This window comes from Stenotrophomonas acidaminiphila (assembly GCF_001431595.1).
GTDB lineage: Bacteria > Pseudomonadota > Gammaproteobacteria > Xanthomonadales > Xanthomonadaceae > Stenotrophomonas > Stenotrophomonas acidaminiphila.
Genome location: NZ_LDJO01000075.1, coordinates 1 through 16,452, shown reverse-complemented (window position 1 = coordinate 16,452; position 16,452 = coordinate 1). Strand labels below are relative to the sequence as shown.

Annotated in this window: 17 protein-coding genes and 1 pseudogene; 7 read left to right on the top strand and 11 right to left on the bottom strand. The window is 70.9% G+C overall.

What is annotated here, in order from left to right:
- Positions 1 to 35: 35 nt before the first annotated feature.
- From ABB33_RS16460 to ampE, 5 genes are all read left to right on the top strand, one after another.
- Positions 36 to 776: a DUF6776 family protein gene (locus tag ABB33_RS16460; RefSeq protein WP_054667789.1), complete on the top strand. Its 741-nt coding sequence runs from the start codon at positions 36 to 38 to the stop codon at positions 774 to 776.
- Complete coding sequence (locus ABB33_RS16455; RefSeq protein ID WP_056932807.1) at positions 776 to 1,204, top strand: bactofilin family protein; 429 nt, start codon at positions 776 to 778, stop codon at positions 1,202 to 1,204. Before ABB33_RS16460 ends, ABB33_RS16455 begins: the two co-directional genes overlap by 1 nt.
- Before the next feature lie 31 nt (positions 1,205 to 1,235).
- Positions 1,236 to 1,622 carry an iron-sulfur cluster insertion protein ErpA gene (gene erpA / locus ABB33_RS16450; RefSeq protein WP_054667784.1) on the top strand — a complete coding sequence of 129 codons (387 nt, stop codon included), beginning with the start codon at positions 1,236 to 1,238 and terminating at the stop codon, positions 1,620 to 1,622.
- 86 nt (positions 1,623 to 1,708) lie between these two features.
- The gene (nudC, locus tag ABB33_RS16445) at positions 1,709 to 2,614 is read left to right on the top strand and encodes an NAD(+) diphosphatase (RefSeq protein WP_054667781.1); all 906 of its coding nucleotides are present in this window, start codon (positions 1,709 to 1,711) and stop codon (positions 2,612 to 2,614) included.
- Positions 2,615 to 2,690: 76 nt separating this feature from the next.
- Positions 2,691 to 3,578, top strand: a complete 888-nt coding sequence (gene ampE, locus ABB33_RS16440) for a regulatory signaling modulator protein AmpE (RefSeq protein WP_056932806.1) — start codon at positions 2,691 to 2,693, stop codon at positions 3,576 to 3,578.
- A 114-nt stretch (positions 3,579 to 3,692) separates the two neighbouring features.
- Here the strand turns inward: ampE and ABB33_RS16435 are convergent, their stop codons facing one another.
- The 5 genes from ABB33_RS16435 to ABB33_RS16415 all read right to left on the bottom strand — a co-directional run bounded on the left by ABB33_RS16435 (position 3,693) and on the right by ABB33_RS16415 (position 7,663).
- Positions 3,693 to 4,103: a DUF2752 domain-containing protein gene (locus ABB33_RS16435; protein WP_054668792.1), complete on the bottom strand. Its 411-nt coding sequence runs from the start codon at positions 4,101 to 4,103 to the stop codon at positions 3,693 to 3,695.
- Between the two features lie 9 nt (positions 4,104 to 4,112).
- Positions 4,113 to 4,421, bottom strand: coding sequence for a CD225/dispanin family protein (locus ABB33_RS16430; RefSeq protein ID WP_054667776.1), 309 nt, complete (start codon positions 4,419 to 4,421; stop codon positions 4,113 to 4,115).
- Positions 4,422 to 4,443: 22 nt separating this feature from the next.
- On the bottom strand, positions 4,444 to 4,761 hold the full coding sequence (locus ABB33_RS16425; RefSeq protein WP_056932805.1) for a hypothetical protein: 318 nt from the start codon (positions 4,759 to 4,761) through the stop codon (positions 4,444 to 4,446).
- A gap of 90 nt (positions 4,762 to 4,851) precedes the next feature.
- Positions 4,852 to 6,741: an MFS transporter gene (locus ABB33_RS16420; RefSeq protein WP_056932804.1), complete on the bottom strand. Its 1,890-nt coding sequence runs from the start codon at positions 6,739 to 6,741 to the stop codon at positions 4,852 to 4,854.
- A complete protein-coding gene (locus ABB33_RS16415; protein WP_054667771.1) occupies positions 6,728 to 7,663 on the bottom strand; it encodes a LysR family transcriptional regulator in 936 nt (311 codons plus the stop codon). Before ABB33_RS16415 ends, ABB33_RS16420 begins: the two co-directional genes overlap by 14 nt.
- A 100-nt stretch (positions 7,664 to 7,763) precedes the next feature.
- Here ABB33_RS16415 and ABB33_RS16410 point away from each other — a divergent pair, with 100 nt between their 5' ends.
- A complete protein-coding gene (locus tag ABB33_RS16410; RefSeq protein ID WP_056932803.1) occupies positions 7,764 to 8,945 on the top strand; it encodes an MFS transporter in 1,182 nt (393 codons plus the stop codon).
- On the opposite strand, the gene yccS is transcribed toward ABB33_RS16410, so the two are convergent.
- Together yccS and ABB33_RS16400 are read right to left on the bottom strand one after the other, a co-directional pair.
- The gene (gene yccS, locus ABB33_RS16405; RefSeq protein WP_056932802.1) at positions 8,942 to 11,140 is read right to left on the bottom strand and encodes a YccS family putative transporter; all 2,199 of its coding nucleotides are present in this window, start codon (positions 11,138 to 11,140) and stop codon (positions 8,942 to 8,944) included. The two genes, ABB33_RS16410 and yccS, sit on opposite strands and share 4 nt — an antisense overlap.
- 99 nt (positions 11,141 to 11,239) lie before the next feature.
- On the bottom strand, positions 11,240 to 12,160 hold the full coding sequence (locus ABB33_RS16400) for a LysR family transcriptional regulator (protein ID WP_056932801.1): 921 nt from the start codon (positions 12,158 to 12,160) through the stop codon (positions 11,240 to 11,242).
- Positions 12,161 to 12,236: 76 nt separating this feature from the next.
- Here ABB33_RS16400 and ABB33_RS16395 point away from each other — a divergent pair, with 76 nt between their 5' ends.
- Complete coding sequence (locus tag ABB33_RS16395; protein WP_056932800.1) at positions 12,237 to 13,232, top strand: aldo/keto reductase; 996 nt, start codon at positions 12,237 to 12,239, stop codon at positions 13,230 to 13,232.
- 140 nt (positions 13,233 to 13,372) lie between these two features.
- Here the strand turns inward: ABB33_RS16395 and purD are convergent, their stop codons facing one another.
- The 4 genes and pseudogenes from purD to purH form a co-directional block, all read right to left on the bottom strand.
- Entirely contained in the window at positions 13,373 to 14,659 is a 1,287-nt protein-coding gene (purD, locus tag ABB33_RS16390) for a phosphoribosylamine--glycine ligase (RefSeq protein ID WP_056932799.1), read from the bottom strand.
- A 23-nt stretch (positions 14,660 to 14,682) separates the two neighbouring features.
- On the bottom strand, positions 14,683 to 15,090 hold the full coding sequence (locus tag ABB33_RS16385) for a hypothetical protein (protein ID WP_054667761.1): 408 nt from the start codon (positions 15,088 to 15,090) through the stop codon (positions 14,683 to 14,685).
- Positions 15,090 to 15,884 (bottom strand): hypothetical protein, encoded by a 795-nt coding sequence (locus ABB33_RS16380; protein ID WP_056932798.1) that lies wholly within the window; start codon positions 15,882 to 15,884, stop codon positions 15,090 to 15,092. The genes ABB33_RS16385 and ABB33_RS16380 overlap by 1 nt, the downstream gene beginning before the upstream one ends.
- A 34-nt stretch (positions 15,885 to 15,918) precedes the next feature.
- Positions 15,919 to 16,452, bottom strand: a pseudogene (gene purH / locus ABB33_RS16375) (bifunctional phosphoribosylaminoimidazolecarboxamide formyltransferase/IMP cyclohydrolase); the annotation flags it as partial.

The following is a 16,452-nucleotide window of genomic DNA, read 5'->3' as shown; positions in this document are numbered from 1 at the left end:
CTTCGCGCAGGATCCGGCACCGGTCATGTAACGCCATGAGCAATCCATCCCCCTCGCGTTTCCAGATCACCCTGCGGGGAACGCCGCAGCGATCGGCGTGGGTGCGGCTGGCCGTCCTCGCCGTCGCCTGGCTGCTGTCGCTGCTGCTGGTGGGCTGGCTGGCCGCCCGCTACGCCTCGCCCGATGCCGGCGGGTTGCGCGAGCGCCTGCGCCAGAGCGAGCGTACCGTCGCCGCGCAGCGCGCCCAGATCGAGGAGCTGCGGCAGCGCCAGGCCACGCTGGAGGCGTCGGACAAGATCAGCCGCGCGGCCAATACCGAGGTGCAGGCATCGCTGGCCGAGCGCGACGAGGAGATCGCCGGGCTGCGCGCGGATGTCGCGTTCTACGAGCGCCTGGTGGGCGCCACCAGCCAGCGCAAGGGGCTGAATGCGCATTCGGTGGAGTTCTCTGCCGAAGCAGCGGGCACCTGGCACTACAGCGTGGTGCTGACGCAGAACCTGAACAGGGGCGCCATCAGCCAGGGGCAGATGCGGTTCTCGGTGGAAGGGGTGAAGGGCGGCAAACTGGCGACGGTGACCTGGGACGAGCTCCACCAGCGCCGTGAGGTGCCCGGGCAGGCCTATTCGTTCCGGTATTTCCAGCGCCTGGACGGCAGCGTGATGCTGCCCAAGGATTTCACCCCGCAACGTGTGCGAGTCTCGTTGACCGGGCCCGGGGGGAGCGCGACACAGACTTTCGATTGGAAACTCGCCGGCAACGGCAGAGGGGAGCAGTGATGTTCAAGAACAAGTCCAGCCGCGACAGCCACCTGGTCGTGGACGCCCTGATCGGGCCGCAGGTGGTGATCCGTGGCGACGTGATGTTCAGCGGCGGCCTGTACGTGGAAGGGCGCATCGAGGGCCGGGTGATCGCCGAGGAGGGCGCCAAGGCGGTGCTGACCCTGGCCGAGCAGGGCCACATCGACGGCGAGGTCCGTGCCTCGGTGGTGGTGCTCAGCGGGCGCATGGACGGCGACGTCCATGCCGGCGAGCGCATCGAGCTGACCCCCACCGCGCGGGTCAACGGCAACGTCCACTACCAGGTGGTCGAGATGGGCGCCGGCGCCCAGCTCAACGGCCGCCTGGTGCATGCCACGGCGATGGCCGCGCTGCCTTCGCCCGAGGCGGCGGCGCTGCAGGAGCAGGCTGAAGCGGCGGAGGCTTGAATCGGCGCGCGGCCGTCCCCATGCTGGTCGCATGAGCACGCTCGTTTCCCTGCCCGGCGCAACGGCCGCCCCCGATTACCAGTCCCTCGATCGCCCGCTGAACTTCACCCCGGCCGCCGCGGCCAAGGTGAGCGAGCTGATCCGCGAGGAGGGCAACGCTGCCCTGGCCCTGCGCGTCTATATCCAGGGCGGTGGCTGTTCCGGCTTCCAGTATGGCTTCGAGTTCGACGAGAACCGGGCCGACGACGACCTGGCGGTGGTCACCGACGGCGTGACCCTGCTGGTGGACCCGCTGAGCCTGCAGTACCTGATGGGCGCCGAGGTCGATTACTCGGAAAGCCTCACCGGGGCGCAGTTCGTGATCCGCAATCCCAACGCCCGCACGACCTGCGGCTGCGGCAGCAGTTTCGCCGTCTGAGTCCTGCGCCATGCCGCGGACACGCGCGCATCCCCGCGGACGCGGGCAGCTTCTCGCCACGGTGGTTTGCCGGTAGTCTGCCGACGATGCCTGTTTTCGACTCTTCCTTCCACGCACACGCCTTTGCCGGCGCCGCGCTGGATCGCGCCGATGCGCTGCGCGACGACGCCGATGCGCTGGCGCGGCTGTGGCCCGACGCCCGGGTGCTGGTACTCGATGCCGACGGCACCGCTTTCGCCGATGCCGACGGCCAGCCGTTCCTGACCAGTGGCCGCGAACTCGGCGGCGGCCCGGGCACGGCCATCTTCCTGGGCATGCAGCACGAGCGCGCCTGGTTCGTGGTCGAGGCGGCGATGGTCGGGGCGCGGGCGCCAGGACGCATCGACCTGCGCCGTGCCGCCGCCGAATGGCCGGCCGACGCGTCGGGCGTGTTCTGCTACGCGCGCGGCATGTCGTACTGGCATTCGCGCAACCGCTTCTGCGGCGTCTGCGGTGCCGCGGTGGTGTTCGGGCGTGGCGGTTTCATCGGCCGCTGCGGCCAGTGCGGCACCGAGCATTACCCGCGGGTGGACCCGGCGGTCATCGTCGCGGTCGAGCACGACGGCCGCCTGCTGCTCGGGCGCCAGGCCAGCTGGGCGCCGCGGCGCTGGTCGGTGGTGGCCGGTTTCGTCGAACCGGGCGAGACCTTCGAGCAGACCGTGGCGCGCGAAGTGTTCGAGGAAACCCGGGTGCGGGTGATCCAGGCCGAGTACCTGTGCACCCAGCCGTGGCCCTTCCCGGGCGCGCTGATGGTCGGTTTCCGGGCCACCGCGCATGGCGACGTCCCCCAGGTGGACGGCGAACTCGAGGACGCGCGCTGGTTCGACGCCGAGGAAATCGGCGCCGCGCTGCGGCGCGAACAGGCCGACGACGGCCAGGGCATCCTGCTGTCGCCGCCGATCTCGATCGCACGTACGCTGATCGAAGACTGGTACCGGCGCCGGCAGCCATGAGGCCGGCAGCGGGCCGTCGCGGGCATCGGCACGCGCGGCCTTGGCGGGGCCTACAATCAGGACCCGGAGGAATCGCATGTTCACGACCCTGGTAGCAGTGATCGCGGCACTGGTCCTTGGCCATCTGGCGCCCGCGCCGATGGCGGCCCTGCGCGACTGGCGCTGGTTCGGGCGCTGGCTGGGCTGGCTGCAGGTACATGAAGGCGGCAGCAATGCCGGCCGCTTCGGGCTGCTGCTGGCCATCACCCCCTGCGTGCTGCTGGTGGCGGCCGTGCAATGGCTGCTGGCCGGGCACCTGCACGGGCTGCCGTCGCTGCTGTTCGGCATGGCGGTGCTGGCGCTGTGCTGGGGGCCGCGCGACCTGGACCGCGACGTCGAGGCGGTCATCGACGCGGAGGATGCGGCGGCCCACGACGCAGCGGTCGCCCAGCTCCAGTCTGCCGGCGGCAGCCTGCGCGAGGATGTGCCCACGCTGGTCGACGCGACCCTGTACAACGCGCTGCGGCGCTGGTTCGCGCCGCTGTTCTGGTTCCTGCTGCTGGGCCCGCTGGGCGCGGTGCTGTACCGCCTGCTGGTGCAGTCCGTACACGGCCCGATCGCCGCTGGCGTGGCCGCCGAAGCCCGCGGGACGGGCGCCTGGGCGCTGGCCGTGCTGGAATGGCCGGTGGCCCAGCTGATGACGCTGTCGATGGCACTGGTCGGCAATTTCGACACGGTGTTCTCGGCCTGGCGCCGTGCCGGTGGCAACCGCTGGGCGCTGGACCTGGGCTTCCTGGGCGAGGCCGCGCGTGCAGGCGTCGGCATGGAACTGGCCGAGGACGCGGCCGATGCGCGCGAGGCCGGTCTGGTTCCGCACGCCGAACGTCATCCCGAACTGCGCGATGCGATGAGCATGGTCTGGCGCATGCTGCTGTTGTGGATGGCGCTGCTGGCGCTGTTGATCATCGCCGGCTGGGTGGGGTGAGTCCCTGCGGCGGATAGAGTCGCGAAGCACTGGTAGCCGGTGCCACGGCATTGGCCGGTGGAGGTGCCGGGTACGTCGCGCGGATGGGAGTGCCGGCGCGCAGCGCTGTTCTTTTCAGCCCGGTGCGAGCAGGGTGAACGGGTACCAGGGCAGGTTGCGGGCGACCCAGTAGGCCGGCAGTACCGCCAGCCACAGCTTCGGCGCCATCACCACCCTCATCAGCGGCTGCAGCCAGCGCGGGTTCCAGCCGGCGGACCAGAGCACCATCAGCGGGACCAGGGCGAGGGTCACCAGGCCCAGTGGATTCATCGAGAACGCGCGCAGCAGGTCGCCGTGGGCCAGGGCGTGCAGCGCGCGGGTCAGTCCGCAGCCGATGCAGTAGTAGCCGGTGAAGGCCAGGAACATGCAGGGCGGGAACGGGTTGCCCTCGACGTTCGGATCGAAATGCCACAGCAGCCAGATGCCGGCGGGGATCGCCAGTGCGACCCCCGCCAGCGCGAGCTTGTGCCGGGTTTCGAGCAGCAGCGCCACGGCTTACTGGTATTGCTGCAGCATTTCCATGTAGGCGGCGGCACCGCCCATGGCGAAGTAGATGGCGTTGAACACCACGCCGATGATGGCCAGCGCGGTAGCCACCCAGCACCAGGTCTTGGCGTTGTTGGAGGCGCGGCGGGCGCCCTCGATGTCGCCCTGGCTCAGCAGGTTGTTCACCTTGCTGGAGAACACGATGGCGACGATGCCCACCAGGCCCAGCGGGCAGCACAGGCAGGTGGCCAGGACGGTGGCGATGATCGACCAGGCCAGGTGGTTGGGGATGCTGCCGGCGGGATTGACGGTATTCATGGGTTCTCCGATGGGGTTGCGATCAGCGTGACTTGCAGGCGTTCGCCGCGGTCAGCGACGAGAGGATCATGGCCGCGACCCAGCACAGCGGCCAGGTGATGAAGCCGATGAAGACGAAGCACAACAGGACGTTGACGAAGGTCAGCGCCCAGTAGCCGAACATGATGATCAGGCCGGTGCCGACATTGCCGGCGTACATGTGGCCGATGCCGAACGTCTGCAGGAACAGCCCCGGCAGCACTTCCAGCAGGGCCGCCACGCCGCCGGACTTCTGCGGGTGGTAGTAGTGGTGCACCTGCTGCGGCGCGGGGGCGGCGGGAGGGGGCGGTGGGATGTCCATGTTTCCTCGGTGTCGGCGGGTGCCGTGCAATCCCTGCAGCCGCGTCTGGATGGATAGCGTAGCGATTTGCCGGGCAGGCGGTAAAGCCGGTCAGGCCTCGCCGCCGCGCAGCGCCCGTACCCGGGCCTCCAGCGCCGCCGCGTCGGTGGCCGTACCGTCGATGGCGGGGACGGCTGCCACTTCGATGTGGGCGCGGAAGCGGCGCGGTACGCGCATCCGTCCCAGGCGCGTGTCGCGCCGGCTCCACATGCTGCTCCACATGCCTTTCAGCGCCAGCGGCACCACCGGCACCGGCCGCCGGGCCAGGATCTTCTCCACCCCGGAGCGGAACCGGGCGATGTCGCCGTCGCGGGTCAGCGCGCCCTCGGGGAAGATGCAGACCAGCTCGCCTTCCGCCAGCGCCGCATCGATGGCGTCGAACGCGCGCTGCATCAATTCGGCGTCTTCCTTGGGACTGGCGATGGGAATGGCCTTGGCGGTGCGGAAGATCCAGCGCATCACCGGGATGTTGAAGATCCGGTAGTACATGACGAAGCGCACCGGGCGCGGGATCACCGCGGCCAGGATCAACGCGTCCATGTAGCTGACGTGGTTGCAGACGATCAGTGCCGCGCCCTCGTCGGGCACGTGTTCCTCGATGCCGGTCCGGCGCAGGCGGTACAGCGCGTGCACCATCACCCAGCTCAGGAAGCGCATCAGGAACTCGGGCACGATGCTGAAGATGTAGCCGGCCACCAGCACGTTGGCGATGGCCAGTGCCAGGAACAGCTGCGGCACGCTCCAGCCCAGCACGCTCTGGGTGAGCAGGCCGGCCATCGCCGCCAGCACGATGAAGCCCGAGTTCTGGATGTTGAGCGCGGCGAACACGCGCGACATCTCCGACTTCGGCGTGCGGCTCTGGATCAGCGCGAACAGCGGCACCACGAACAGGCCGGTGAACAGGCCGATGCCGAGCAGGTCGACGACGATGCGCAGGCTGCCGGGCTGGCCCAGGAAGCCGGCCACGCCCAGCCCGCTCGCCGCCACCGCGCCGGTGCGGGCGAAGTACAGGTCGAACAGGAACGCGCTCATGCCGAACGCGCCCAGCGGCACCAGGCCGATCTCGACGGTGCGCGCGGACAGCTTTTCGCACAGCAGCGAGCCGGTGCCGGTGCCCACCGAGAACAGCGCCAGGGCGAAGATGTACAGGGTCGAGCCGCCGCCCAGGTTGATCTCGGCGTAGGTCGGCAGCTGCGAGGTCAGGATGGTGCCGACGAACCAGAACCAGGACACGCCCAGTACCGCGTTGCGCACCGCCTTCTGCTTCCTGGCCATCCGCAGCACCGCCAGCGATTCGGACAGCGGGTTCCAGTTGATCTTCAGGTCCGGCGCGCCGGCATCCACTTTCGGGATCAGCCGCGCGGCGATGTTGCCGGCCACCGCCAGCGCGATCACCGCCACCGAGGCCACGACCGGGCCGTGGCTGCCGGCCAGGGTGAAGATCATGCCGCCGACGATCATGCCGCCGAGGATGGAGATGGAGGTGCCCATCTCGACCAGGCCATTGCCGCCGGTCAGCTCCTCCGGCTTGAGGATGGACGGCAGCACCGAGTACTTCACCGGGCCGAACAGGGTGGACTGCATGCCGGTGCAGAACAGCGCCACCAGCAGCACCGGCATGCTCTGGGTGAGGAAGCCCAGCGCGGCCAGCGACATGATCACGATTTCCATCGTGGTGGTGATGACGATCAGCCGCTGCTTCTCTAGCTTCTCGGCGAACTGACCGGCCAGCGCCGAGAACAGGAAATAGGGCAGGATGAAGATCGCCGGCGCGAGCATGGCGTAGATGCTGCGTTCCTTGGTGCTGACGCCGAGGAAGAACAGCAGGCCGATGATCGCCTGGCGGTACACGTTGTCGTTGAAGGCGCCCAGCGCCTGGACGACGAAGAACGGCAGGAAGCGGCGCTGTCCGAGCAGCGCGAACTGGTTATGGCCGGCCACGTGGGTTCCTTGGTTTGCGGCGCACCTTAGCAGGTTCGATGCGCGGCCCGTGCGTCGCGGCGGCGGGCAACAGGTCGAGCAGGGCGCGCGCGGCGGGCGTTGGATCGGCGCGCCAGACCGCGCAGGTGCGGAAGCGGAACGGCTCGGCCAGCGGGCGCACGTCCACCCCCTGCATGCGCGCGGCCATGCTGTCCGGGATCGCCGCGACCGCCAGCCCGGCGGCCACCAGTTGCCGCAGCAGTTCGCCATGGCTGACCTCGTACTGCAGCCGCGGCGCGACGCCGCGCTCGCGCAGGGCGTCGTCCATCATCCGGCGCACGCCGGCGCCGGGAACCAGCGCCGCCAGCGGGACGCCGTCGAGCGCGGGCAGCGGCACCCGCTGCATCGCCGCCAATGCATGCCCGCGCGGCAGCAGCAGCGACAGGCCTTCCTCGTCGAGCAGGCGGTGCTGCGCCGGCAGTGGCACCTGCGGGCCGACGCCGACCAGGGCCACGTCCAGCCTGCCCTCGGCCAGCTCGGCCAGCAGTTCCTCGCTCATGCCCACGCGCAGGTGCACGTCCACGGCTGGATACGCGCCCCGGAACCGGGCCAGCAGGTCGGGGACGTCGACCACGGTGAGCGCGGTGATCTGGCCGATGCGGATGCGCCCGCGCACCGTGCCCAGCGCCAGCGCCATCTCTTCCTGCAGGCGGTCGGCGGCCTGCAGGGTGAGCCGGGCGTTGCGCAGGAACACCTCGCCGGCGGCGGTGGGCCGCACCTGGCGGTGGCCGCGCTCGAACAGGCGCGCACCGAAGGCCTCCTCCAGCCGCGCCACCTGGTGGCTCAGCGCCGACTGCACGGTGTGGCAGCGCGCCGCCGCCGCGGTGAACCCGCCTTCCTCGGCGACGGCGACCACGAATTCGAGCTGGCGCAGGGTGAACATGCCATCACTCAAGCAGATGAAATGGATGATGACAATACATTTGTGTCATGGAAGGCCCCGTCACAGACTTGCCGCCTGCTCCCCCCCGACCGAGGCCGTGATGTCCACCCACTCCCCCCATGCCAACGCGCTCAGCCAGCGGCGGGTCATGCTGCTGGCGGCGGCCACCGGGCTGATCGTGGCCAGCAACTACTACGCCCAGCCGCTGCTGCAGCTGCTGGGCGGTGCGTTCGGCCTGGGCGCCGGCACCGTGGGCTGGGTGGTGACCGTCGCGCAGCTGTCCTATGCCGCCGGCCTGCTGCTGATCGTGCCGCTGGGCGACCGCCTGGAGCGGCGCCGGCTGATCGTGGCGCTGTTCGTGCTGGCGGCGCTGGGGCTGCTGGTCAGCGCCAGCGCCGGCCATTTCGCGCAACTGCTGGCCGGGACCGCGCTCAGCGGCCTGTGTGCGGTGGCCGCACAGGTGATCATCCCGCACGCGGCGACGCTGGCGGAGCCGGAACGGCGCGGGCGCGTGGTCGGTACGCTGATGGCCGGCCTGCTGCTGGGCATCCTGCTGGCGCGCACCGCCTCGGGCGTGCTGGCCGGGATCGGCACCTGGCAGACCGTGTACTGGGTCGCCGGCGCGGCACTGCTGCTCATGGCGCTGGCGCTGGCCCGCGCGCTGCCGGCCTATCGGCCGCAGGCGACGCTGTCGTATCCGCGCCTGCTCGCCTCGGTGCTGGCGCTGCTGCGCGACGAGCCGGTGCTGCGCCGGCGCGCGTTGCTGGGTGCGCTGCTGTTCGCCGGCTTCAGCGTGTTCTGGACGCCGCTGGCGTTCCTGCTGTCCGGGCCGGCCTATGGCTACCCCATCGCCAGCATCGGCCTGTTCGGGCTGGTCGGTGCGGCCGGTGCGCTGGCCGCCAGCCGCGCCGGGCGCCTGAGCGACCGCGGCCATGGCCGCCTGGTGACCGGTGGCGGCCTGGTGGTGTTGCTGCTGTCATGGGGGGTACTGCTGCTGGCGCCGGTCTCGCTGGCCGCGCTGGTGGTCGGCGTGCTGGCGCTGGACGTGGCCGTGCAGGCGGTTCACATCGACAACCAGAGCACGATCTACCGGCTGGACGAAAGTGCCCGCAGCCGCATCACCGCGGCCTACATGACCTGCTACTTCATCGGCGGCGCGGCCGGTTCGGCGCTGGGCACGCAGGCCTGGACCCGGTACGGCTGGAACGGCGTGTGCGCGGTGGGCATCGCGCTGGCGCTGGCGGCGCTGCTGGCGATGCCGCGCGCGTCCGGGCGGCGCTAGGCCAGCGGTGTCGCCGGCGTGGCGGGCGCCGGCGCCCCCACCGCTTCGTCCGCGGCCGCGCGCAGCCGCGGCAGCAGGCGCAGGATCAGCGCCAGCTGGGTGCGTACCAGCCGTGATTTGTCGTCGCTGTCGCCGGGCAACTGCTCCAGCGTATCGGCCAGCGCGGCCTCGTCGACCTCGGCCGCCGGCACCGGCCGCCGCTCGCCGAGTGCGGCCGACAGCCCGGCCAGCGCCTGTTGCAGGTACTGCTGGGCATGGCTGACCAGCGGGTCGTCGGTCACCGTGGCGCGCGCGCGGTGCGCGCCGAGCGCGGACAGGTAGCCGAGCAGGGTGTTGGACAGCGCCAGGAAGCGGAACCCCGCATCCAGGTTGCCGCGCGCGTAGCCCGGCTCGCGCAGCATGTTGGACAGCGCCACCGACAGCGCGACGTCGGCGTTGTGCATGTCGCGGCGGGCGATGCGGTAGGGCAGGTCGTCGCGCATGCCGCTGCGGTACTGGCCCAGCACCTCGTCCAGGTAGCGGGCGCTGGTGGCGATCACCTGCGCCATCACCCGGTGCAGGCGCCGCCCCTGCCAGTCGGGCAGGATCAGCAGCGAGGCGGCGGCGGCGATCACGCAGCCGATCAGCGTGTCCAGCAGCCGCGGCCAGATCAGCACGAAGCCGTCGCCGAGCAGGTTGAAGCACAGCAGCGCCATGGTGGTGATCGCGGCGGTGGCGATCACGTAGCGGTCGGTGCGGGTGACGAAGAACAGCAGCGCCGCGGCCAGCGCCAGCAGCAGCTGCACGGTGGTGCCCGGGAACAGCTGCATCAGCGCCCAGGTCACGCCCAGCCCGAACAGGGTGCCGCCGATGCGCTGCACCAGCCGCAGCCGGGTCGCGCCGAAGTGCGGCCGGCACACGAACACGATGGTGAGCAGGATCCAGTAACCGTTGCTCGGGTGCACCAGCTTGAGCACGGCGTACCCGGCGATCAGAGCCAGCGCGATGCGCACGCCATGGCGGAACAGCACCGAGCCGGGCGTCAGCGCCTGGCGCAGCCGGGTGGCCATCTCGCGCAGGGTGTGCGGCGAGGAATCGCGCAGGCGGGTGTCGATGCCCTCCAACGGCGTGTCGGCCAGCGACGCCTCGGACAACTGCCGCGCGATGCTGGACAGGTTGGTCGCCAGAAGCTGCAGCGAGCCGAGCAGCCGCTGCCAGTGCGGGTTGTGCTGGTCGCGCAGGTACTGCAGCGAGTGTTCCAGGTCCTGCCCGGCCTGGCGGTTGCGTTCGCCGTAGTCGAACGGCTGGCGCAGGCGGATGGCCTGGCCCAGCGCCATGCACGCGCCGCCCTGCAGCGACAGCAGGCGCCGGCAGCGGTACAGCACGTCGCTGTGGAAAAACGCCTCGGTCAGCGCCTCGTAGGGATAGTGCGAGGAGCTGGCGCGTTCGTGGAAATCCTGCGCCATGTAGTACAGGCGGAAATACAGCCCGGACTGCACCCCGGGGCGCCCGGAGCGGCCGAAGCGGCTGAGGATCGCGGTCTTGGCCGCGTTGAGCGCCTCGACCACGCGCACGTTCTGCTCGGCCAGCGCCAGCCGCCGCGCCTCGAGGTCGCCGTGGCGCACCGGTTCGAACAGGTCCGCCTTGAGCTGCAGGTAGCGCCCGAGCTCGGCGAACAGCCGTGCCAGCCGCTCGCGCACCGGCCGGTTGGCGAACATCACCGTCCACAGGATCGACAGCGCGCCATACCACGCCGCGCCGGCGAGCATCTGCGCCACGTCGCGCCAGGCCGCATCGGTGCCGGCGCCGCGGTGCTGGTCCATCGCGATCATGGTGTAGATCGCCAGGGTCACCGTGGCCTGGCCGATGGAGGCGTAGCGTTCGCCCAGCGCGCCGAGCAGGGTCAGGGCGAAGGCGGCCAGCGCCAGCGCCGCGACGAACGGCAGCGGCCAGTCGAACAGGTGGATGACCGCCGCGGCGGCGGCGACGAAGCACAGCAGCGACAACAGCACCGATTTGCTGCGGCCCCAGCCGTTGTCGTCGGTCTCGGCCACGGCGCTGGCGATGGTGCCCAGGAACAGCGACGGCAGCGGCTGCAGGTCGCCGCGGTACCAGCACACGGCCATCAGCGTGGACAGCGCGATCGACACGCGCAGGCCGTAGCTGGCCTTTTCATGGGCCCAGAGCCGGTTCAACAGGCGTTCGGTGGGGCGCATGCCGGTGCGGTGGATCGTCAATGGGGAGAGTGCGCAAGCTTGCAGTGCCGGCCACCAGGCGACAAGGCCGTGCCGCTCGTGGACAGGTGTGCGCGCACGTTACGACGACACCGCGTTGGCGTCGCGCATGAAATCGACGAACACCCGCAGCTTGGGCGCGAGCTGCTCGCGTGACGGGTAGTACAGGTGGAAGCCGGGGAACGGCGGCTGCCACGCGTCGAGCAGGCGCAGCAGGCGGCCGGCGGCCAGGTCCTCGGCCGCAGCCGCCTCGAACACCTGCGCCAGCCCGAGGCCGGCGATGGCCATGCGCCGGCCCAGCCCGCTGTCGTTGAAGATCGGCCCGCCACCGACCTCGATGCTGAAATCGTGCCCGTCGCGGGTGAACTCCCACGGCATCAGCCGGCCATCGCTGCGCCGGTAGCGGATGCAGGCATGCGCGGCCAGCGCCTGCGGCGTTTCCGGTGGCCGGTGCCGGCGCAGGTAGTCCGGCGCGGCCACGACCACCAGGCGCTGCGGCGGGCCCAGCGGCACCGCCACCATGCCATCGGCCAGCGATTCGCCCAGCCGGATGCCGGCATCGAACCCCTCGGCCACCAGGTCGGTCAGCGCCGCCTGCACCGCCAGTTCCACCTCGACATGGGGAAAGCACGCGGAGAACGCCGGCAGGTGCGGCAGCAGCATCTGTTCGACCACGATCCGCGGCGCGGTGATGCGCAGGCGCCCGGCGGGCACGTCACGGCTTTCCTCCAGTGCCTGCAGCGCGCCGCCGATGCGCGCCAGGGCCGGCGCGGCTTCGCGCAGCAGGCGTTCGCCCGGCTCGGTCAGCCCGACCCGGCGCGTGGTCCGGTGCAGCAGGCGCACGCCCAGCCGCCGCTCCAGGGTGCGCACCGACTGTGACGCTGCCGAAGCCGACATGCCCAGTTCGATCGCCGCCTGGCTGAAGCTGGCGTGGCGCGCGACGCAGGCGAAAGCCGCCAGCGCCGGCAGCAGGGAGGGGGCTATTGTGAAGTCCTGCTTCATTGATGTTGCAGATTACCCGGATTTATCGCGATGTTCCCGCGCCCTACAGTGGCCGTCCCCCCTCTGGAGCATTGCCATGCAGACCCGCACCCTTGGCCGCAACGGTCCCGTGGTTTCCGCCCTCGGCCTCGGCTGCATGGGCATGAGCGCGTTCTACGGCGGCCGCGGCGACGATGCCGCGGCCATCGCGGTGATCCACCGCGCGCTGGAACGCGGCGTCACCCTGCTCGACACCGCCGACATGTACGGCCCGCACACCAATGAAATGCTGGTCGGCCGTGCCATCGCCGGGCGCCGCGGGCAGGTGGTGCTGGCCACCAAGTTCGGCGTCCGCCTGGACCCGTCCGACCCGCAGGCGCGTGGCGTCGACGGCCGCCCCGAGTACGTGCAGGCCGCCTGCGAGGCCAGCCTGAAGCGGCTGGGCGTGGAGCATATCGACCTGTACTACCAGCACCGGGTGGATCCGCAGGTGCCGATCGAGGACACCGTGGGCGCGATGGCGCGGCTGGTCGAGCAGGGCAAGGTGCGCTGGCTGGGCCTGTCCGAGGCGGCGCCGGAGACGATCCGCCGCGCGCATGCGGTGCACCCGCTCACCGCGCTGCAGACCGAGTACTCGCTGTGGTCGCGCGAGCCCGAGGACAACGGCGTGCTGGCCACCGTGCGCGAACTGGGCATCGGCTTCGTGCCGTACTCGCCGCTGGGCCGCGGCTTCCTGACCGGTGCGATCCGTACGCCCGCGGATTTCGACGCGGACGACTACCGGCGCCATTCGCCGCGTTTCCAGGGCGACAACTTCGCCCGCAACCTGGCGCTGGTGGAACAGGTGCGGGCGCTTGCCGCCGCGCGCGGTGTCAGTGCCGGGCAACTGGCGCTGGCCTGGGTGCTGGCGCGTGGCGAGGACCTGGTACCGATTCCCGGCACCAAGCGCCTGGCGTACCTGGAGGAAAACCTGGGCGCGCTGGACATCGTGCTGGATGCCGCCGACCTGGCGCGGATCGAGGCGGTGTTCCCGCCCGCCGCCGCGGCCGGCGCGCGCTACCCGGCGGCCAGCATCGGCAGCGTGCACCGCTGAAGGGCCGGGGCGAGGGCCGAGGGCCTCCACGCACCTCGTATTTCCCGCCCCATGGGCCGTGTCCCATCGCGCCGGCAGATGCAGGCAACGGAAAAGGGCGGCCGCAGGCCGCCCTTTTCATCTTCCGTCGCACCGATGGCTTACTGCTGTTCGCGGGCGATCGCGCGCCAGCCGATGTCGTTGCGGTGGAATTCGTTGGCCCAGTGGATCTTCGCCACGCCGGCGTAGGCGTGGGCCTGTGCATCCCGGACGCTGTCGCCCAGCGCGGCCACGCACAGCACGCGGCCGCCGGCACTGACCACGTTGCCGGCAGCGTCCAGCGCGGTACCGGCATGGAACACCTTGGCGCTGGCCGGCACGTCGTCCAGGCCGCTGATGACATCGCCGGTGATCGGTGTTTCCGGGTAGGGCCTGGCGGCCATCACCACGCCCAGCGACGGGCGCGGGTCCCACTGCACCTGGACCCCTGCCAGCGCGCCGTCGATGGCCGCTTCGAGCAGGTCGACCAGGTCCGACTGCAGGCGCAGCATCACCGGCTGGGTTTCCGGGTCGCCGAAGCGCACATTGAACTCGATCACCTTCGGTGCGCCCGTGGCGTCGATCATCAGGCCCGCATACAGGAAGCCGGTGAACGGCACGCCGTCGGCGATCATGCCGGCCACGGTCGGCTCGACCACTTCGCGCATGACCCGGGCGTGCACCTCCGGCGTCACCACCGGCGCGGGCGAGTACGCGCCCATGCCGCCGGTGTTGGGGCCGGTGTCGCCATCGCCCACGCGCTTGTGGTCCTGGCTGGTGGCCATCGGCAGCGCGACGCGGCCATCGACCATGGAAATGAAGCTGGCTTCCTCGCCCTCGAGGAACTCCTCGATCACCACCCGCGCGCCGGCATCGCCGAAGGCGTTGCCGCTGAGCATGTCGCGCACCGCGGCCTCGGCTTCGTCCAGCGTCATCGCCACGATCACGCCCTTGCCGGCGGCCAGGCCATCGGCCTTGATCACGATCGGCGCGCCCTTCTCGCGCAGGTAGGCAAGCGCCGCATCGACCTCAGTATGCACGGCGTAGAACGCGGTGGGGATGCCGTGGCGGGCGAGGAAATCCTTGGCGAAGGCCTTGCTGCCTTCCAACTGCGCGGCGGCGGCGGTCGGCCCGAAGATGCGCAGGCCGGCCGCGCGGAATGCATCGACCACGCCGGCCACCAGCGGCACTTCCGGACCGACCACGGTCAGGCCCACGGCTTCGTCGCGGGCCAGCGCGAGCAGGCCGGCGATGTCGGTGACCTTGACCGCCACGTTGCGGCACTTGCCTTCGGTGGCGGTGCCGGCGTTGCCGGGGGCGACGATCACTTCGCTCACGCGCACGGACTGGGCCAGCTTCCAGGCCAGGGCGTGTTCGCGGCCGCCGGAGCCGATGACGAGGATTTTCATGGGGCAGTTCCTGTAGGGGGCATTCAAGGGGAAGGGCAATCGGAGGCTTTCAGCGTGGCGTCGAAGAACACGGCGCCATCGGCGTCGACGAAACGGCGGCGGGCTCCACCGCCGGCGGCGCGCACCGGCGCCAGCGCCGGCTCGTCGCACAGCGCCAGCATCGCGTCCTGCTCGTCGGCGCGCAGCGCGTCGAATACCTCGGGCCTGGCCCGGGCCATGGCCACGGTGATGTCCGCCGAACGGATCACCAGCACCAGGTCGTCCCCGTCACGGCGTACCGATTCGACCACCAGCCCATCGCGATAGGGGCGGGGAAGCTGCGCGCCGATCTCTTCCACGGCCCTGCGCTGTGCCTGCTCCAGCGCACGGTTGCCGCAGCCGGCGGTCACCACCAGGGTCGCCGCCAGGAGCAGGGGCCGGCGCCACCGCATCAGTCGCAGGCCTCCAGCTGCATGCGCGCCGGGACCAGGTAGCGCGATTGCGCCGGATCGTAGGCGATGGCATGCACGGCATCCACCGCGCCGGTGCAGCCGTTGCCGGTCTCGTGCACGCGCAGTGGCCAGTAGCGCAGGCCGGGCTGGCTGTCGTCCGGACGGGCATCGAAATCCAGGTCCAGCGTCCCGGGCCGGCAGCTGCCGGTGGTGACGCAGTCGATCGCATTCTGGTTGTCCAGGTGGGTACGCAGCCAACCCGCCTCGGCCACCGTGCCGCCGCCATCGAATACCAGCCAGGCCCGGTCGCGCATCCTCGAGCCCACCACCACCAGTTCGTCGTCGATCTGGTAGGCCCAGGCGCCGGCGCCCACCTGCAGGATGCTGACCGCACCTGGCCGGCCACCGCTGCCGCTGGCCCGGCCCGGCAGTTCGGCGGCGACGCCCAGGGTGCCGTCGGTGGCCTGGCGCAGCACGATGAAATCACTGCTGCCCAGTTCCACGGGCGTCGCATCGAGGTAGCGGGTGCACACGGCCAGCATGCGATAGCGGCCATCGGCGAGGGTGATTTCGCGGTCGGCGCACAGCTCGCGCTGGACCTGCCGTGCCGGGTCCAGCTGCGGGTCGTCCAGGGGTTGCGTCCAGGTGCCCTTCAGCTGCGCGGGTGCGCCGTAACGCGCCTTGAGCAGCGACAACACGGCCGCATCGTGGCCGTGCGGCAGCTGCCCGTCGCCTTGCGCGGGCGCATCCTGCCGGCACGACGCCAGCACCAGCGCGGCGAGCAGCGACGCCAAAGCCCGGAATACGCCCGCCGCCATGCCTGCGGCCTCAGTGGCGGAAGTGGCGCACGCCGGTGAACACCATGGCGATGCCGTGGTCGTCGGCCGCCGCGATCACCTCGGCATCGCGCATCGAACCGCCCGGCTGGATCACCGCGGTGATGCCCGCTTCGGCCGCGGCGTCCAGCCCGTCGCGGAACGGGAAGAACGCATCGGAGGCCATCACCGAGCCCGGTACCACCAGCCCCGCGTCGGCGGCCTTGATGCCGGCGATGCGCGCCGAATAGACGCGGCTCATCTGCCCGGCGCCGACGCCGATGGTGCGCTCGTCCTTCGCATACACGATGGCATTGGACTTGACGTACTTGGCCACGCGCCAGGCGAACAGCAGGTCGCGCAGCTCGGCGGTGGTCGGTGCACGCCGGGTCACCGTCTTCAGCTCGTCGGTGGTCATGCCGCGGTTGTCGGCGCTCTGGATCAGCAGGCCAGAACCAATGCGCTTGGTGTCGTAGTTGTTGCGCGCGTCACCGGCCGGGATGCGCAGCACGCGCACGTTGGCCTTCCTGGTGGCGTACTCCAGCGC

Excerpts from the sequence above, each read along its gene's own strand:
- yccS (WP_056932802.1), bottom strand. The coding sequence starts at position 11,140 with ATGCGCCCCACCGAACGCCTGTTGAACCGGCTCTGGGCCCATGAAAAG.
- ABB33_RS16425 (WP_056932805.1), bottom strand. The coding sequence starts at position 4,761 with ATGGACATCCCACCGCCCCCTCCCGCCGCCCCCGCGCCGCAGCAGGTG.
- ABB33_RS16410 (WP_056932803.1), top strand. The coding sequence starts at position 7,764 with ATGTCCACCCACTCCCCCCATGCCAACGCGCTCAGCCAGCGGCGGGTC.
- ampE (WP_056932806.1), top strand. The coding sequence starts at position 2,691 with ATGTTCACGACCCTGGTAGCAGTGATCGCGGCACTGGTCCTTGGCCAT.
- ABB33_RS16415 (WP_054667771.1), bottom strand. The coding sequence starts at position 7,663 with ATGTTCACCCTGCGCCAGCTCGAATTCGTGGTCGCCGTCGCCGAGGAA.
- purD (WP_056932799.1), bottom strand. The coding sequence starts at position 14,659 with ATGAAAATCCTCGTCATCGGCTCCGGCGGCCGCGAACACGCCCTGGCC.
- ABB33_RS16400 (WP_056932801.1), bottom strand. The coding sequence starts at position 12,160 with ATGAAGCAGGACTTCACAATAGCCCCCTCCCTGCTGCCGGCGCTGGCG.
- nudC (WP_054667781.1), top strand. The coding sequence starts at position 1,709 with ATGCCTGTTTTCGACTCTTCCTTCCACGCACACGCCTTTGCCGGCGCC.
- ABB33_RS16395 (WP_056932800.1), top strand. The coding sequence starts at position 12,237 with ATGCAGACCCGCACCCTTGGCCGCAACGGTCCCGTGGTTTCCGCCCTC.
- ABB33_RS16460 (WP_054667789.1), top strand. The coding sequence starts at position 36 with ATGAGCAATCCATCCCCCTCGCGTTTCCAGATCACCCTGCGGGGAACG.
- ABB33_RS16385 (WP_054667761.1), bottom strand. The coding sequence starts at position 15,090 with ATGCGGTGGCGCCGGCCCCTGCTCCTGGCGGCGACCCTGGTGGTGACC.
- ABB33_RS16430 (WP_054667776.1), bottom strand. The coding sequence starts at position 4,421 with ATGAATACCGTCAATCCCGCCGGCAGCATCCCCAACCACCTGGCCTGG.
- erpA (WP_054667784.1), top strand. The coding sequence starts at position 1,236 with ATGAGCACGCTCGTTTCCCTGCCCGGCGCAACGGCCGCCCCCGATTAC.
- ABB33_RS16455 (WP_056932807.1), top strand. The coding sequence starts at position 776 with ATGTTCAAGAACAAGTCCAGCCGCGACAGCCACCTGGTCGTGGACGCC.